We start from the raw sequence: 16,022 nt of genomic DNA, 5'->3' as shown, positions 1-16,022 counted from the left end.
GGCCCGCTGCCCCGCCAACTGCCCTGTCACCGCACCCGCTCCTGCCCGGTCCTGGTGGCCAGCGTCCACCGAAGGTCAAGCGCCGCCTGGTCCCGCCGCAGCCGCGCATGCCGCGCATACGCCCAGGTCAGCAGGAAGGTCGTCGCGAACTGCGCCAGCCCCGCAACCAGCGCCACGTTCAACTCGCCCACCACCCGGCGGGCCATCACACCCGGTGCGGTGGTTGCTGCCACCACGTAGACCAGGTACCAGGTGACGAACGCCGCCGCCGCCGGAAACGCGAACCCCCGGTAGCGGTCCCGCACCTGGCTGAACGCCGCGCTGTGCTGCACCTCGAGGTACACCGCCGCCCGCGCGTCCGCCTCGTCCGCCGAGCGCGCCCTCGGCAGCACCACAGGCGGTGTCACCTGCTCTCTGACCGCGCCCGACCCCGCATCCGTATCCGGCACCGGCGTCCACTGCCGTGCCACCGCGGCCTGTCGCCACGGGCTGTCCACCCCCAGCGTCCCCGGGTCTCCCCCGCCGTGCTCGTCCACCGAAATCTCCTCGATCCGCCGACCGGTCGGTCGTGCGGCCCATCATGGGCAGACCGGGAAGATCCAGAACCAACATGCCCAAACCTTCACACCATCAGGTGATCCCGTGCCGGTAGGCGTATCCCACGGCCTGAGCCCGATCGCGTGCCCCGGTCTTGGCAAACAGGTTGTTGATGTGCGTCTTCACGGTGGCCATGCTGACGTGCAACCGCTCGGCGATCTCCGCGTTGGACAGCCCCTCGGCAACCAGCGCCAACACCTCTGCCTCCCGTATCGTCAGCCCGTCAGGCAACTCCTCTCCCTCACGCCGCACCAGCCTCGCCGCCGCGGGCTCACCCTGTGCGAGCACATCCAGCACCCGGCGCTGCACCGACGACGACAATCCCGCCCGCCCTGCCGTCACATCGGCAATCACCCTCGCGATCTCCTCACCGCCCGCATCCTTCGTCAGATAGCCCCGTGCTCCGGCCCGCAGCGCCGGGAACAACGAGTCGTCGTCCGCGTACGTCGTCAGCACCACCACCTGCGTGCCCGGATACCCGACCCGAATCCTCCGGGTCGCCTCGACTCCGTCGCACCGCGGCATCCGCAGATCCATCAGCACCACGTCCGGATGCTGCTGCGCCACCAGCCGCACCGCCTCCTCCCCGTCGCCCGCCGCTCCCACCACCTCGATCCCGGGCAGCAGCCCCAGCAGCATCACGATCCCCTCACGCACCACCGTCTGGTCGTCCGCGACCACCACCCGCGTCATGCGGGCACCCGCAAGCGCACCACGAAGCCCTCCTCCACCGGTCCGGCATCCAGCGCGCCGCCCAGCAGTTCGGCGCGCTCCCTCATTCCACGAAGACCGTAGCCCGATCCGGAAACGCCCAGAGAGTTATCCACAGGCGATCTGCCGCCGAAGTCCCGGAACTCCAACTCCACCTCGTCCGGCCGGTACTCCAGCCGCAGCACGACGTCCGCACCCGGCGCGTGCTTCCGCACGTTCGTCATCGCCTCCTGGGCGACCCGCCGCACCGTCAGCCCCGCCTCGGCCGGCAGCCGCCGCGGCTGCCCGTCCACCTCCAACCGCGCTCCCTCCGACGCCACCAACTCCCGCAGGAACTCCTCCACCGGCGCCATCTCCCCGCGCAGCGCGGACAGTGCCTGCCGGGTCTCCGCCAGCCCCTCCCGGGCCATCCGCCGGGCCGCCACCACCCGCTCCAGCACCACCTCCCGGTCCTCGCCCCGCTCGATCAGCAGCCGGGTCGCCTCCAGATGGACGGTCTGCGCGGACAGGCTGTGTGCGAGCACGTCGTGGATCTCCCGGGCGATCCTGGCCCGTTCGGCGAGCGCGGCCGTCTCCGCCTCGGCTTTCCGCGCGGCCCGCTCCTGGGCCAGCAGCCGCTGGGTGTGCCCCCGTGCTTCCGCGTCCAGCCGCACGGTGTAGCCCACGAGTGCCACCCCGAGCGCGGTCAGCATCGTCACCAACCAGCTGTCCGCCCGGTCGAGCACCACGAACAGGGTGAGCGAGGCCGCTGCCACCGGTATCCCCGCTGCCAGGGGCAGCCGCTCCAGTGCCAGCACCGCGGACCCGCACCACAGCAGCACCGCGGGCAGCGGCGCGTCCACCGCCGTCGCGATGGCGCCCCCCGCGAGCAGCAGCGCGGCCATACCGAGCGCGGGCCACAGCCGGTGCCGCAGCGTGGTCCGGAAGTAGGCCCACACCACCCCGTACAGCACCAGCAAACCGAGGCACGCGCCCACGGCGGCCCACGGGCGCAGCCCGCCTTTGGCGACCACGGCCCACAGCGCCGCGGCCATCAGCGCGACCCTGATGCCCCGACCGACCTGCCGCCGCGCCTGCGGCCGCAGGTCGCGGGAGAGCGCCTCGCGTGACGGCCAGGCCGTCCAGGTGCTCATGAGACCGTGCACCGCAACGGTGTGCGGGGCCGGTCCCGCCCGAAGAGCGCCCGCCCGCTTATCGGGGACATCGCGGGGCCGGCGACGGACGCGACAGACGCGACGGCTGCGACAACCACCAACGCATGGACCGGACCGGACATGGCACGTGCCTCCGTAGACGATTCGACGATGTTGCTATGTCTCGAATCTACGGAAAATCGCTGGTCAATTGATCAAGCCAGGGGTGGAAAAACGCTCTCCACCCGGGGGTGGAGAGCGTTTCGGCCCGTTCGAGACGGGCGGAGACCGGCGAAGCCGGGTTGAGTCGGGTACAGCTGGTGGCCGGCCGCCGGTCAGACGTCGATCCGCGCGCGGTCCAGGGTGGAGGCGGAGCTGGAGATGAACTCCTTGCGCGGCGCCACCTCGTTGCCCATCAGGAGGTCGAACGCCTGCTCCGCGGCTTCGAGGTCGCTGATGTTGATCCGTCGCAGGGTGCGGTGGCGCGGGTCCATGGTCGTCTCGGCCAGTTGGTTGGCGTCCATCTCGCCGAGGCCCTTGTACCGCTGGATGCTGTCCTTGTAGCGGACGTTGCGCCGGTTGAGGTCCTGGAGGGTCTGGCGCAGCTCGGCGTCGGAGTAGGTGTACAGGTACTTGTCCTGGCCCTTCTTGGGCTGGACGAGCTCGATCCGGTGCAGCGGCGGGACCGCGGAGAAGACCCGGCCCTCCTCGACCATGGCGCGCATGTAGCGCTGGAAGAGGGTCAGCAGGAGGCAGCGGATGTGGGCGCCGTCGACATCGGCGTCGGCGAGGAAGATCACCTTGCCGTAGCGCGCCTGGTCGATGTCGAAGGTGCGCCCGGAGCCGGCCCCTATGACCTGGATGATCGCACCGCACTCGGCGTTCTTGAGCATGTCCGAGACGGAGGACTTCTGCACGTTGAGGATCTTGCCGCGGATCGGCAGCAGGGCCTGGAACTCGGAGTTGCGGGCCAGCTTGGCGGTGCCGAGCGCCGAGTCGCCCTCGACGATGAACAGTTCGCTGCGCTCCACGTTGTCGCTGCGGCAGTCGGCGAGCTTCGCGGGCAGCGAGGAGGTCTCCAGCGCGGTCTTCCTGCGCTGGGCCTCTTTGTGCTGCCGGGCGGCGATCCGGGTCCTGGCGGCCGCGACGGCCTTCTCCAGGACCGCCCGGGCCTGGCCCTTGGTGTCCCGCCGGGTGGAGGTCAGGAACTCCTTGAGCTCCTTGGCCACCACGGCGGCCACGATCCGGTTGGCGGCGGAGGTGCCCAGCACCTCCTTGGTCTGCCCCTCGAACTGCGGCTCGGCCAGCCGGACGGTGACCACCGCCGTCAGCCCCTCCATCGCGTCGTCCTTGACGATGTCGTCCTCGGCGACGCGCAGCAACTTGGTGGCGCGCAGCACCTCGTTGACCGTCTTGGCGACCGACCGCTCGAAGCCGGTCACATGGGTGCCGCCCTTGGGCGTGGCGATGATGTTGACGAAGGACTTGAGCGTCGTGTCGTATCCGGTGCCCCAGCGCAGCGCGATGTCGACGCCGAGTTCGCGGGTGACCTCGGTGGGGGTCATGTGGCCGCGGTCGTCGAGTACGGGGACGGTCTCCTTGAAGGTGCCGCTGCCGGTGAGCCGCTGCACGTCGCTGATCGGCTTGTCGGGGGCGAGGTACTCGCAGAACTCGCTGATCCCGCCGTCGAAGTGGAAGACGTCCTCGACCGGCTTGTCCTCCTCGATGCCGCGCTCGTCGCGCACCACGATGGTGAGGCCGGGGACGAGGAACGCGGTCTGCCGGGCACGCTGGTGGAGGGTGTCCAGGGAGAGCTTGGCGTCCTTGAGGAAGATCTGCCGGTCCGCCCAGTACCGCACGCGGGTGCCGGTGCGGGTGCGGGGGATCTTCTTGGTGCGGATTACGCCGCTGGCCGGCTCGAAGGGAGCGTCGGGGCCGGACTCGGTGAAGATCCCGGGCACACCGCGGCGGAAGCTGATGGTGTGCGTGTGGCCGCCGCGGTCCACCTCGACGTCAAGGCGCGAGGAGAGGGCGTTGACCACCGAGGCGCCGACGCCGTGCAGACCGCCGGAGGCGGCATAGGAGCCGCCGCCGAACTTGCCGCCGGCGTGCAGCTTCGTCATGACGACCTCGACGCCGGACAGGCCCGTCTTCGGCTCCACGTCCACCGGGATGCCGCGGGCGTTGTCGCGGACCTCGATGGACCCGTCGGCGCCGAGGACCACCTCGATCCGGTCGCCGTGGCCGGCCAGCGCCTCATCGACGGCGTTGTCGATGATCTCCCAGATGCAGTGCATCAGGCCGCGGCTGTCCGTGGACCCGATGTACATACCGGGCCGCTTGCGAACCGCTTCGAGGCCTTCGAGGACGAGGAGGTGCCGCGCGGTGTAGTTGGAACCGTCACGATCTGCGCCCGTCAGCATCGAGGCGGGCGGCACGGAGGTTTCGGCGGTCACGCGGGCAGCTCCTCGGTCAAGATATTCAGGCGTGTCGGTGAGAGGGTACCGATGCGGGGTGGGCGGGCACCGACGCGACCCGGTATCCGGATGATCCATCTTAGCCGTTTTCGATCGCGCGTTCGATAACCCGCACGAGTGATACACATGTCACGTTCCCAAAGAGGCATGAACCATTTAGGCTCCGGGCACGTCCTCTCCAACAACCCGGTTGCCAGCCGGGGGACGACCCGGACAACAGCTCCACACCCGACATCCGACGCAACTGACTCCTATTCGCCGCCAATCGGTAACACCCGGTCACACCGAGGACGGTTCCGAGAAAATGCCGTCAGCGGGAACGTTTTCGGCCTGGTTGGATGTTGACCCTGGTACGACAGCTCGTCGAGCTAGAGAAGAGGCGACGTGACTACTGTTCTGACCCCCGCGAGTCCGCTGACAGCGGGCGACCGCTGCGACCGCTGCGGCGCTCAGGCCTACCTGCGCGTCACACTCATCAGCGGTGGAGAGCTGCTCTTCTGCGCCCATCACGGCCGCAAGTTCGAGCCTGAACTGAAGAAGATCGCAGCCGAGATACAGGACGAGACCGGTCGGCTGACCGAGAACCCGGCGTCATCGGGAGACGACGAGCGCTGAGCCTTCGCACCAGCGACGAATCGGAGCCGCGGGCGGACAGACCCCTTGAGGGGGTGTCCGCCCGCGGGTTTTCACCGATCTCCAGGCCGCGTCGGCCGTTCTGTACCATCGCTCCCCCGCGCCGGCCGCCCCACCAGGCCGACGGTGCCCTGCACTGCGGCCCGTGACAGCAGCTCGCGCCTGCCGTGGATCACTCCACGTCACGACTCACATGTGCTGCGCGATCAGCGCTTCCATCGCGGAGACCCGCGTGTACACGCCCGGGTAGTTCGCCAGCGCGCAGCCGTTCCCCCACGACACCAGGCCGACCAGGCGGCCGGCGACCACCAGCGGTCCACCGCTGTCGCCCTGGCAGGCGTCCCGCCCGCCCTGCTTCTCCCCCGCGCACATCATCGACGCGGGCACATAGGTGCCGACGCTCCCACCGGGATACGCCTGTTCGCACGCCGAGTCGTCAAGGACCGAGATGTCGGCGGTACGCAGTGTGGTCGCGTAGTCGCCGCCTCCGGTGGTGTCGCCCCAGCCATAGACCTCGGCCTGGGTGCCGGGGCGGTAGGAATCCGTGTCGGAGGAATCCGCCATCGGGATGGCCGCCCCGCTCGGCAGTGGCTCGGCCAGGGTGATCACCGCGACGTCGTTGGCGTTGGTGGCCTGGTCGAAGTCCGGGTTCACCCACACCTTGGACAGCTGTAGCTCCTCGCCACTGTCGCTGGTCAGATCGGTGCGGTCCGCGATGACCCGGAGGTCCGGCAGTTGCTGCCAGTCGGACACGCCGAGCGCTTCCTCGCCGAAGCAGTGGGCGGCGGTCACCACGGTGCGTGGGCCGACCGCGACGCCGCCGCAGAACTGGCCGGAACGGTCACTGCCGAAGCGCGAACGGCTGGACAGCGCGACCACCCAGGGCTCCTGCTGGGTCGTGGTCGGAGTACCGCCCACGACGACTTCATGGGCCGCCGCCGACGTGGCGGGCAGTGCGAGGGGCACCGCCAGAGCCGGCAGCAGCGCGACTATCGACGCGATGACGGTACGAACACGGAAACGCATACGGCCTCCTGACGCTGTGACTCACTCTGCACACCCAGAGTCATGGACAGGTCGGGAGGCCGCATCCGCAGAGAACAGCCGCGGGGGCGGGCCGAAGGTCGGCTCGCCCCCGCGGCTGGGTGGTGATGTGGCGATCAGTCCAGGTAGTCGCGCAGCACCTGCGAGCGCGACGGGTGGCGCAGCTTGGACATCGTCTTCGACTCGATCTGGCGGATGCGCTCACGCGTCACCCCGTAGACCTTGCCGATCTCGTCCAGCGTCTTGGGCTGCCCGTCGGTGAGGCCGAAGCGCATGGAGACCACGCCCGCCTCGCGCTCCGACAGGGTGTCCAGGACGGAGTGGAGCTGCTCCTGGAGGAGGGTGAAGCTCACCGCGTCGGCCGGCACGACCGCCTCGGAGTCCTCGATCAGGTCACCGAACTCGCTGTCGCCGTCCTCGCCGAGCGGGGTGTGCAGCGAGATGGGCTCACGGCCGTACTTCTGGACCTCGATGACCTTCTCGGGGGTCATGTCGAGTTCCTTGGCCAGTTCCTCCGGGGTGGGCTCGCGGCCCAGGTCCTGGAGCATCTGGCGCTGGACGCGGGCCAGCTTGTTGATGACCTCGACCATGTGCACCGGGATGCGGATGGTGCGGGCCTGGTCGGCCATGGCGCGGGTGATCGCCTGCCGGATCCACCAGGTCGCGTACGTGGAGAACTTGAAGCCCTTGGTGTAGTCGAACTTCTCGACCGCCCGGATCAGACCGAGGTTGCCCTCCTGGATCAGGTCGAGGAAGAGCATGCCGCGGCCGGTGTAGCGCTTGGCCAGCGAGACCACGAGGCGGAGGTTGGCCTCCAGCAGGTGGTTCTTCGCCCAGCGGCCGTCCTCGGCGATGATCTCCAGCTCGCGCTTGAGCTTGGGCGCGAGCTTGTCGGCGGCCGCGAGCTTGTCCTCGGCGAAGAGGCCGGCCTCGATCCGCTTGGCGAGCTCGACCTCCTGCTCGGCGTTGAGCAGCGGGACCTTGCCGATCTGCTTCAGGTAGTCCTTGACCGGGTCGGCGGTGGCGCCGGCGACCGCGACCTGCTGGGCAGGCGCGTCGTCCTCGTCGTCGTCGGAGAGCACGAAGCTCTCGGACTCCGGCTTCTCGGCGTCCTCGTCGCCCTTGCCGGGCGCGACGTCCTCGAGTGCCTCGTCCGGCTCGACCGCCTCGTCACCGGACCCGGCGGACTTCTTCGCCGTCGCCTTCTTGGCCGGTGCCTTCTTGGCAGCCGTCTTCTTCGCCGCGGTCTTCTTCGCGGGCGCCTTCTTGGCTGGGTTCTCCGCCTCCACCGATGGCTCCACCGTGGTCTCGGCCTCGGTCACCGCCTCCGGGGCGGGGGCCTTGGGCGCTACGGTCTTCTTGACAGGGGCCGCCGTCTTGGTGGCGACCGTCTTGGTGGCAGTACGCTTCGCCGGACTCTTGGCTGCGACGCTCTTGCGGGTGCGCTTGGGCGCCTCTGCCGCGGTCACCATGAGCGTCACCCCCTCCTCGTCGAGGACCTGGTTGAGGCTGCGCAGAACGTTCTTCCACTGGGTTGCCGGAATCTGGTCCGCTTCGAACGCCCGACGCACATCGTCGCCGGCGATCTGGCCCTGGGCCTTACCCTGCTCGATGAGCGCCATCAGAGACTCGGATTCGGCGATCTCGGACGGGAGCGTACGGGATGTGCTGGCCGACACGAACAACCTCTCGGAACGATGGGAACGACTGAGTGGTACCGCACAGCGACTCGGCGTCAGTCCTGATGCCGAATATTCGGTTGAACATTGCGTGTGCGGCGGCCACCTCTTAAGTCATCGCACTGCCTCGCCAAGCGTTACGCCAAGCTTACGTGGCCCGAGTCACACCCCATAACACGCTTATACATACCAGAGTGGGACATCACATACACGTGGAGCCGCCGCCGACTCCCGGATCGGGGTCCGCGGCGGCGCCAGATGCAGGTCAGTTCTTCTCTCGCGGCGCCGGGACGACATGGTCGGCGGCGGGCGCCGGGACCGGCTCGGCCGAGGCGGCCAGCAGTTCGCGCATCGCCGCCTCGGCGGTGCCCCCGTCGCCCTCCGCGAGCGCCTCGACGATCCGCTGGTGCAGACCGACCGAGGTGTCCCCCGGACGCTCGCACCCGGTGGCGAGGCCGCCGGAGACGTGCAGGGCGGCCGACACGATGCCGGACAGGTGCTCCAGCATCCGGTTGCCGGCCACCTGGAGCACCAGGGTGTGGAACTCGGCGTCGGCACGGGAGAAGGTGAGAGCGTCACCCTGGGAGCTGGCGTGCGCCATGATCTCGGCCATGTCGGCGAGCCGCTGCTGCACGTCCTCCCGGCCGTGGCCGGCCGCGAGCCGGGCGGCGACCGGCTCGATGGTCGCGCGCAGTTCGAGCAGTTCGCGGCGCTGGTCGTCCCGATGGGGTCCGAAGGCGCGCCATTCGATGATGTCGGGGTCGAGCAGGTTCCAGTCGCTGACCGGACGGACCCGGGTGCCGACGTTCGGCCGGGCGCTGACCAGGCCCTTGGCCTCCAGCACGCGCAAGGACTCGCGCACCACGGTGCGGGAGACCTCGAAACGCTGGCCGATCTCCTCGGGGACCAGCGGGCGATCGGCGCCCAGGTCACCGGAGACGATCATCTGACCGAGCTGCTGGACGAGTTGGCCGTGCAGACCCCGGCCGCGGCTGCCTCCGGCACGGCGGCCGACCCGGCCCATGTCGGGCTCGACCCCTTCCCAGGCGTTGAGCCCGGGACGGTCTCCACCGGGGGCTTCGGGGTACGGATAGCGATCGAGCTCGCCCGAACCGGCAATGCCGGAGTCGGCAGAACGGGCCGCGGTCATCATGGAATGCGCAAGGGTACTCACGCATCCTTTGTCGGCGATGCCGAACCCGGCCTTGAGGGCTTTGCTGAAAAGCACACGAAAGGGTGAGCACTCATCACCTGATCATTGACGTCTTTTCTGGAGGAATCACCCCTCGTCCCCGGGAAGCGGCGCACTTCCTCCGGTGGGCACCGCAGTTGACCGCCGCCCTTGCCGCCGCCCGCGCAACGCGCTTGCCGCGAAGGCCGCAACAAGCACAACCAGCAGCAACACCAGCCCCAGGAAGAGGGGTTGCCCGGCGAAGCGCAGCGCCTTGGCCACGCCCCCGCCGCCGCCCTGCGACACTCCGCACACCACCGACCACAACGCCCCGCCGGCGTCGCCGAGTTCCTTCAGCTGCGGCCCACCGAGCAGTGCTCGTACGGCCGGTACGGCGAGCAGCGGCACCGCGAGCACCGCGGACACACCGAGCGCGGTGGTACGGAAGACCGCAGCGGCCAGCACACCGGCCCAGCAGCACCCGACCGCCAGCGCGGCGCTCCCGGCCAGCGCGGCGGGATGGGCCCAGGGGTCGGGCACGCGGCCGCGGGCGGTGAGCAGCCTCAGTACGCCGACGTCGACGGCCGTGGCCGCGGCGGTGAGCAGCAGGGCGGACACCGCCCCTACGACAAGTTTGGCGCCGAGCAGCCGGGAACTGCGCGGCTCGGGACCATGACCGGGCGCGAGAGCGGGATAGCGGAACTCCTGGCCGTAGCTGAGCGCACCGAGCAGTCCGGACCCGATCGCCGCGGCAGGCAGCGGCAGTTCGGGGGCCCAGCCCGACAGCACCCGCAGCACCGAGGTGTGCGCCACACCGGCCCGGGCGATCAGCACGCCGGCGAGCGCCGAGCACAGCAGTGCGCCGAACACGGTGGGCCAGGGCGTGCGCACCCCGAACGCGCGCCGGAGCTCGTAGCGGATCGGCCGGACCGGACCCGGGCGGCGCCCGACCCGCCGGGGCCTGCGGCGCTCGCCGCGCTGCCGCGGCAGGGCGGACTGCGGCACCGCGGGCTGCGGCGGCTCGGCCTCGGCCCGGGTCCGGTCGAGCCGGTCCGCCGAGGTGTCGGCCAACTCGTGCAGCAGGATGCCGTGCCGGTAGGCGGTCTCGCCCACCGCCGCGGAGGTCGTGCCGTACACGGCGATACGGCTGCCGCTCGCGCTGACCACTTCGGCGCCGTCGTCGCTGAGCAGTGCCGCCAGCCGCTGGGCGTACGGCGACCGGACCGCCACGTACGGCCGCATGCGGCTGCGCGCGAACTGCGCCGCCGCCTCGTCGGCGACGAGCCGGCCGCCGTCCAGCGCGAGTACGCGGTCCGCTGTGCGGGCCAGCGCGCCCGCGTCCCGGCCCGCGAGCAGCACGGCGCCGCCTTCGGCCGCGTGCCCGCGCACCAGTTGGTGGACCCAGGCGGCCTCGCGCGGCGGCAACTCGTGCGCGGGGTCGTCCAGGATCAGGGCCCTCGGGCGGGAGAGCAGCGCGACGGCGAAGCCGAGCCGGCGGTCCATGGCGAGCGAGTGCGTGTCGAGCCGTTCGTCCGCGACCGCGTCCAACCCGACCAGTTCCAGGACCTCGTCGGCGCGCGAGAGCGGCAGCCCGTAGGCGGAGCAGAGCATGCGCAGATGTCCGCGGGCGCTGCGGCGGGGGTGGCCGGGGACGTCCCCCAGCACCGCGCCGATCTCGTCGGTGGGGCGGGCCAGTTCGTGCAGGGGGCGGCCGTCGACGAGGGTGGCGCCACGGCCCTGCTGCACCCCGAGTAGGAGCCGGAGCGCGGTGGACTTGCCCGCACCGGCCGGTCCGAGCAGGCCGGTCACCTCGCCCTCCCGCACCTCGAAGGTCAGGTCGGCGACGGCGGGCGGGGTGTTGCGGCGGGACAAGCTGGTCAGTCCGATGGCCTGGATCACCCCAGCACCATAACGCCGAAATGACCAGCAAAATGGACAAAACCCCCGAAACTACACCTCTGGTCGGAGCATCGGCGGATTCAGCAGCGCGGCGCCACCAGCCCTGAACAGCTGCGCCGGGCGCCCACCCTGACGTGTCGTCGTGCCCCCGGTCGGCACCAGGAACCCGACCGTCCCCGTCACCTTCCGGTGGAAGTTGCGCGGGTCGAGCGCCACGCCCCAGACCGCCTCGTAGACCCGCCGCAGCTCGCCGACGGTGAACTCCGGCGGGCAGAACGCCGTGGCCAGCGAGGAGTACTCGATCTTCGACCGGGCCCGTTCCACCCCGTCGGCGAGGATGCGCCCATGGTCGAAAGCGAGCGGCGCCGCCTCTCCCAGGTCCTGGCCGTTGTCCGTCAGGAGCGTGTCGACCGGCGCCCAGCGGGCGCTGCGCGCGTCGCCACCGGCACGGGGCGCCGGCAGGTCCGGGGCCAGCACCAGATGCGCGACGCTGACCACCCGCATCCGCGGGTCGCGCTGCGGATCGCCGTACGTGGCGAGTTGCTCCAGGTGGGCACCGCTTTGAGCCCGCAGACCCGTCTCCTCGGCCAACTCGCGGGCCGCCGCCTGCGAGAGGTCCTCCTCGTCGCGGACGAAACCACCCGGCAGCGCCCATCGGCCCTGGAACGGAGCCTCTCCCCTGCGCACCGTGAGCGCGCACAGCGCGTGATGCCGAACCGTGAGCACCACCAGGTCGACGGTGACGGCAAAGGGCGGGAAGGCCGACGGGTCGTAGGGCGACATGACGCGATCCTAGTCGTCTCCCTGACGATAAACAGCCGGATCGGCGATCTTGACAGCCGGCCGGCGGAGATTCCCGTCCGCCGCCCGTCGCGCCTCCCCCGCTCCGCCCGCCGCCGCCTGCGCCCGACGGCTTCCCGGTGGCGTGCGGCGCGGTGTCCGCGCGCCGCGGGCCCGCCGGAAGCACACGCGCTGTGCGGCTGTTCACCGGCGGGTCCTGCTGCGGCGGCCCTTGGGCGCGCGGTGGGCGGGGCCGCGGCCGGCCGGACCGATCGGGCCGCGGTGCAGCGCGGCCCTTCCGAGCACCCGTTTGCGCCGCTCCTGGCGCATGCTGCGCCGCAGCAGCTCGGGGTCCAGGCCCTCGTTGACGGAGGTGTGCAGCAGCCGGGCGAAGGTGTAGTCCGGGTCGAGGTCCAGCGCCATCCGCAGGGCGACCCGGGCCTCGGTCTCGTCCCCGGTGGACCAGGCGACCCAGCCGGCGAGGGTGAGCGGAGTGGCCGCATGGTCCTGGTAGGGGCCGACACAGCGCCGGGCCAGCGCACGCCACAGCCGCACCGCCGCGTCGGCCTGCCCGGGCTCCGCCCACTCCGCGGCGCGGTCGCGGACGGCCTTGTCCTGGAGGCCGAGGATCATGACCGCCGCCTCGTCCTCATCGAGGAGAGCGTCGTCCTGCTCGTCGGCCCGGGCCGGTTCGTCGAGCCGCGGCGCGGCCCGGAACCTCTCCAGCGCCGCACGGGTCAGCCCGAGTGTGCGGCGGCGGGCTTCCTCGACGCGGTCGCCGGTCAGCATCCGCGGCAGCAGTTCGGCGCACGCGATGTCGAGCGCGACCTCCTGCTTGTGGTGGTCGTCGGCCGCCGACGGCCGCAGCCGCGCCTCGATGTCCCGCAGCGGGCCGGGCACCGGCAGCCCGACGGACGCGGCGGTGACGGCCATTTCGGTGCTGCCCGGCGGCGGGAGGGCGGTGCCCTCGGCGGGCGACGGCGTGCGGTCCGGCAGGCAGTAGGACCACCAGCGGCCGGCCGACACGCACAGCGCCTCGATCACCGGCACGTCCAGTTCCCCGCAGGCGACCCGCAGCCGCTGGGCGAGCGGGCGCAGCCGCTCCACCACGTCCGACGGCCGCTCGCCCTCGGCCGGGTCCTGGCAGAGGAAGACCACGGCCGCGTCGGGGCGCCCGGTCCGGCGGGTGCTGTTCCGCACCAGGCACTCGGCGAGGCGGCCGGCGCAGACCGGCCACTCCTCCGGGCTCTCGGGCAGGGCCACCCGCAGCCTCCCGCCGAAGCGGCCGTGCTCGCCGTGCAGGGCCACGAGGACCAGGCTGTCGGTCGGTTGGAAACCGAGCAGATAGGGCAGCGCGTCCGCCAGTTCTCCGGGGCCGCGCAGCGTGACCTTGACCTCCGTCGGGCGATCCGATGACTCTCCGTGCTGAAATTGGTCGCTCTGTGTCATGACTCGACGATGACGCATCGCCCGGCCTTCCCGCGGGCGACCACCCGTTCGGCTGTGGACAACTTCCGGGCAGGACGTCCGCACGGCGCCCGGACCGTGTCCTTCGGGCCCGGGGCGATCAGCCCGCCGCGGCGAGGACCAGCGGAAGGACCGGCCCGCTGCCCGCCTGCCGCAGCAGCCGCGCGCAGACCGCGAGGGTCCACCCGGAGTCGGTCGAGTCGTCCACCAGCAGGACGGAACCCGGCGACGACGCCAAGGCGCCCGCCAACTCCTCGGAGACCGTGAACGCTCCGGACAGTGCCTTCAGCCGCTGCGCGGAGTTGCTCCGGCGTGCGGCGTGCGCCCCGTTCCCGCCGGTGTACGTCAGGCTGCCCAGGAACGGCATGCGGCCGACCGACGCGATCCCCTGAGCCAGTGAACCGACCAGCTGGGGGCGGGTGAGGGACGGAACGGCGACGACGCCGACCGGCCGCGCCGGGGCGTCCGGCGCACCGGATGACCATCCCCCGGCGGAGCGGGCCCAGTCGGCCAGCACCGCCACGGCGGCACGCAGGACCTCGTCGGGCACCGCGCCGTCGGGCGCGTCCTCGGCCAGCAGCGGCCGCAGCCGGTTGCCCCACCCGATGTCCGACAGCCTGCCCAGGGCCCGCCCCGTCGAACACTGCTCCTGGGCCGGAATGCGGCCCTTGAGGTCGACGCCGAGCGCGGCCATCCCGGTGGGCCACATCCGCCGCGGCTCGACCTCCACTCCGGGCCGGTCCAGTTCCTTGGCCGCACCGGTCAACGCGCCCGCCGAGACGGCCGACTCGATCCACGCGCCCGCGCAGTTGTCGCAGCGGCCGCAGGGAACCGCGCCCTCGTCGTCGAGCTGCTGCCGCAGGAACTCCATCCGGCACTGGGTGGTGCCGACGTAGTCGCGCATGGCCTGCTGCTCGGCCGCGCGCTGCCGGGCCACCCAGGCGTAGCGCTCCGCGTCGTAGACCCACTCGGCCCCGGTGGACGCCCAGCCGCCCTTCACGCGCCGGACCGCGCCGTCGACGTCCAGCACCTTCAGCATCGTCTCCAGCCGGCCGCGCCGGAGGTCCACCGCCGCCTCCAGAGCAGGTACGGACAGCGGCCGGCCCGCGTCGGCGAGGGTCGCGAGGGTCTGCCGGACCTGTCCCTCGGGCGGGAAGGCGGTGTCAGCGAAGTAGCGCCAGATCGCCTCGTCCTCCCTGCCGGGCAGCAGCAGCACGTCGGCGTGCGCGACACCGCGCCCGGCACGGCCCACCTGCTGGTAGTAGGCGATCGGCGAGGACGGAGAGCCGAGGTGGACCACGAAGCCCAGGTCCGGCTTGTCGTACCCCATGCCCAGTGCCGATGTCGCGACCAGCGCCTTGACCCGGTTCTCCTGCAGGTCCATCTCGGCCTGCAGCCGCTCGGCGTTCTCCGTCTTCCCGGTGTACGAGGCCACCTCGAAACCGCGCTGGCGCAGGAACGCGGTCGCCTCCTCGGCCGCGGCGACCGTGAGGGTGTAGACGATCCCGGAGCCCGGCAGCTCCTCGAGGTGCTCCGCGAGCCAGGCCAGGCGGTGCGCGGCGTCGGGGAGCCGGATCACGCCCAGCCGCAGGCTCTCCCGTTCGAGCGTGCCCCTGAGCACCAGCGCCTCGCCGGCGCCGGTGCCCAGTTGCTCGGCCACGTCGGCGGTGACGCGCGCGTTGGCGGTCGCGGTGGTGGCCAGCACCGGTACGCCGGTCGGCAGCTCGGCGAGCATCGCCCGCAGCCGGCGGTAGTCGGGCCGGAAGTCGTGGCCCCAGTCGGAGATGCAGTGCGCCTCGTCGACCACCAGCAGACCGGTCGTGGCCGCGAGCTCGGGCAGCACCTGGTCGCGGAAGTCGACGGAGTTGAGGCGTTCGGGGCTGACCAGCAGCACGTCCGTCTCCCCCCGCTCCACCTCCCCGTAGATCGTCTCCCACTCCTCCGGGTTGGCAGAGTTGATCGTCCGCGCCCGGATGCCGGCGCGGGCCGCCGCCTCGACCTGGTTGCGCATCAGAGCCAGCAGCGGGGAGATGATCACCGTGGGACCGGCGCCGCGTCGCCGCAGCAGCGCCGTGGCGACGAAGTACACCGCCGACTTGCCCCAGCCGGTGCGCTGGACCACGAGCGCGCGCCGGCGCTCCTGCACCAGCGCGGCCACCGCCTGCCACTGGTCCTCCCGCAGCCGCGCGGCGCCCTCCGCGGCGCCCACCAGCTCGGCAAGGATCAGATCGGCCTCCGCGCGCAGCTCCTGGTTGCTCATGCCCCCATGCAACCCCACAGCACTGTCATCGTCCCAATCCCCACCCCCAGGGACGGACCGTCCGACACCGCGGGTCCGGAGGCAGCCACGGCGGGCGACGGGGGTGCCGCCCCCGGTTTCCACCGCGTTCCCGCTGGTCCCGGCAGTGCGCGGCCGAGTCGATCATCCGGG

Annotated in this window: 12 protein-coding genes; 1 reads left to right on the top strand and 11 read right to left on the bottom strand. The window is 71.5% G+C overall.

Annotated elements, in window-relative coordinates; translation table 11 throughout:
- Window positions 1-26: 26 nt before the first annotated feature.
- The 4 genes from AC3ERT_RS24920 to AC3ERT_RS24905 form a co-directional block, all read right to left on the bottom strand.
- Window positions 27-536 carry a DUF485 domain-containing protein gene (locus tag AC3ERT_RS24920; protein ID WP_435130197.1) on the bottom strand — a complete coding sequence of 170 codons (510 nt, stop codon included), beginning with the start codon at window positions 534-536 and terminating at the stop codon, window positions 27-29.
- 94 nt (window positions 537-630) lie between these two features.
- On the bottom strand, window positions 631-1,290 hold the full coding sequence (locus AC3ERT_RS24915; RefSeq protein ID WP_335978963.1) for a response regulator transcription factor: 660 nt from the start codon (window positions 1,288-1,290) through the stop codon (window positions 631-633).
- On the bottom strand, window positions 1,287-2,441 hold the full coding sequence (locus AC3ERT_RS24910; RefSeq protein WP_335978961.1) for a sensor histidine kinase: 1,155 nt from the start codon (window positions 2,439-2,441) through the stop codon (window positions 1,287-1,289). The genes AC3ERT_RS24915 and AC3ERT_RS24910 overlap by 4 nt, the downstream gene beginning before the upstream one ends.
- 335 nt (window positions 2,442-2,776) lie before the next feature.
- A complete protein-coding gene (locus AC3ERT_RS24905) occupies window positions 2,777-4,897 on the bottom strand; it encodes a DNA gyrase/topoisomerase IV subunit B (RefSeq protein WP_435176895.1) in 2,121 nt (706 codons plus the stop codon).
- A gap of 405 nt (window positions 4,898-5,302) precedes the next feature.
- On the opposite strand from AC3ERT_RS24905, the gene AC3ERT_RS24900 reads away from it, so the two are divergent.
- Window positions 5,303-5,533 (top strand): DUF7455 domain-containing protein, encoded by a 231-nt coding sequence (locus AC3ERT_RS24900; protein ID WP_435130205.1) that lies wholly within the window; start codon window positions 5,303-5,305, stop codon window positions 5,531-5,533.
- 207 nt (window positions 5,534-5,740) lie between these two features.
- On the opposite strand, the gene AC3ERT_RS24895 is transcribed toward AC3ERT_RS24900, so the two are convergent.
- The 7 genes from AC3ERT_RS24895 to AC3ERT_RS24865 form a co-directional block, all read right to left on the bottom strand.
- Window positions 5,741-6,577 (bottom strand): S1 family peptidase, encoded by an 837-nt coding sequence (locus tag AC3ERT_RS24895; protein WP_435130208.1) that lies wholly within the window; start codon window positions 6,575-6,577, stop codon window positions 5,741-5,743.
- Window positions 6,578-6,711: 134 nt separating this feature from the next.
- Complete coding sequence (locus tag AC3ERT_RS24890) at window positions 6,712-8,274, bottom strand: RNA polymerase sigma factor (RefSeq protein WP_335978954.1); 1,563 nt, start codon at window positions 8,272-8,274, stop codon at window positions 6,712-6,714.
- A 265-nt stretch (window positions 8,275-8,539) separates the two neighbouring features.
- Window positions 8,540-9,448: a FadR/GntR family transcriptional regulator gene (locus AC3ERT_RS24885; protein WP_435130211.1), complete on the bottom strand. Its 909-nt coding sequence runs from the start codon at window positions 9,446-9,448 to the stop codon at window positions 8,540-8,542.
- Between the two features lie 105 nt (window positions 9,449-9,553).
- On the bottom strand, window positions 9,554-11,344 hold the full coding sequence (locus AC3ERT_RS24880; protein ID WP_435176892.1) for an ATP-binding cassette domain-containing protein: 1,791 nt from the start codon (window positions 11,342-11,344) through the stop codon (window positions 9,554-9,556).
- Window positions 11,345-11,395: 51 nt separating this feature from the next.
- The gene (locus AC3ERT_RS24875) at window positions 11,396-12,127 is read right to left on the bottom strand and encodes an NUDIX hydrolase (RefSeq protein WP_335978950.1); all 732 of its coding nucleotides are present in this window, start codon (window positions 12,125-12,127) and stop codon (window positions 11,396-11,398) included.
- Between the two features lie 201 nt (window positions 12,128-12,328).
- Window positions 12,329-13,573 carry a DUF4192 domain-containing protein gene (locus tag AC3ERT_RS24870; RefSeq protein WP_435176890.1) on the bottom strand — a complete coding sequence of 415 codons (1,245 nt, stop codon included), beginning with the start codon at window positions 13,571-13,573 and terminating at the stop codon, window positions 12,329-12,331.
- Between the two features lie 118 nt (window positions 13,574-13,691).
- Window positions 13,692-15,851, bottom strand: a complete 2,160-nt coding sequence (locus AC3ERT_RS24865) for a RecQ family ATP-dependent DNA helicase (protein ID WP_435176888.1) — start codon at window positions 15,849-15,851, stop codon at window positions 13,692-13,694.
- Window positions 15,852-16,022 lie beyond the last annotated feature (171 nt).

This window comes from Actinacidiphila sp. bgisy145 (genome assembly GCF_057708125.1).
The sequence above is the reverse complement of the archived record's forward strand: the minus strand, read 5'-3'. Positions and strand labels throughout refer to the sequence as shown.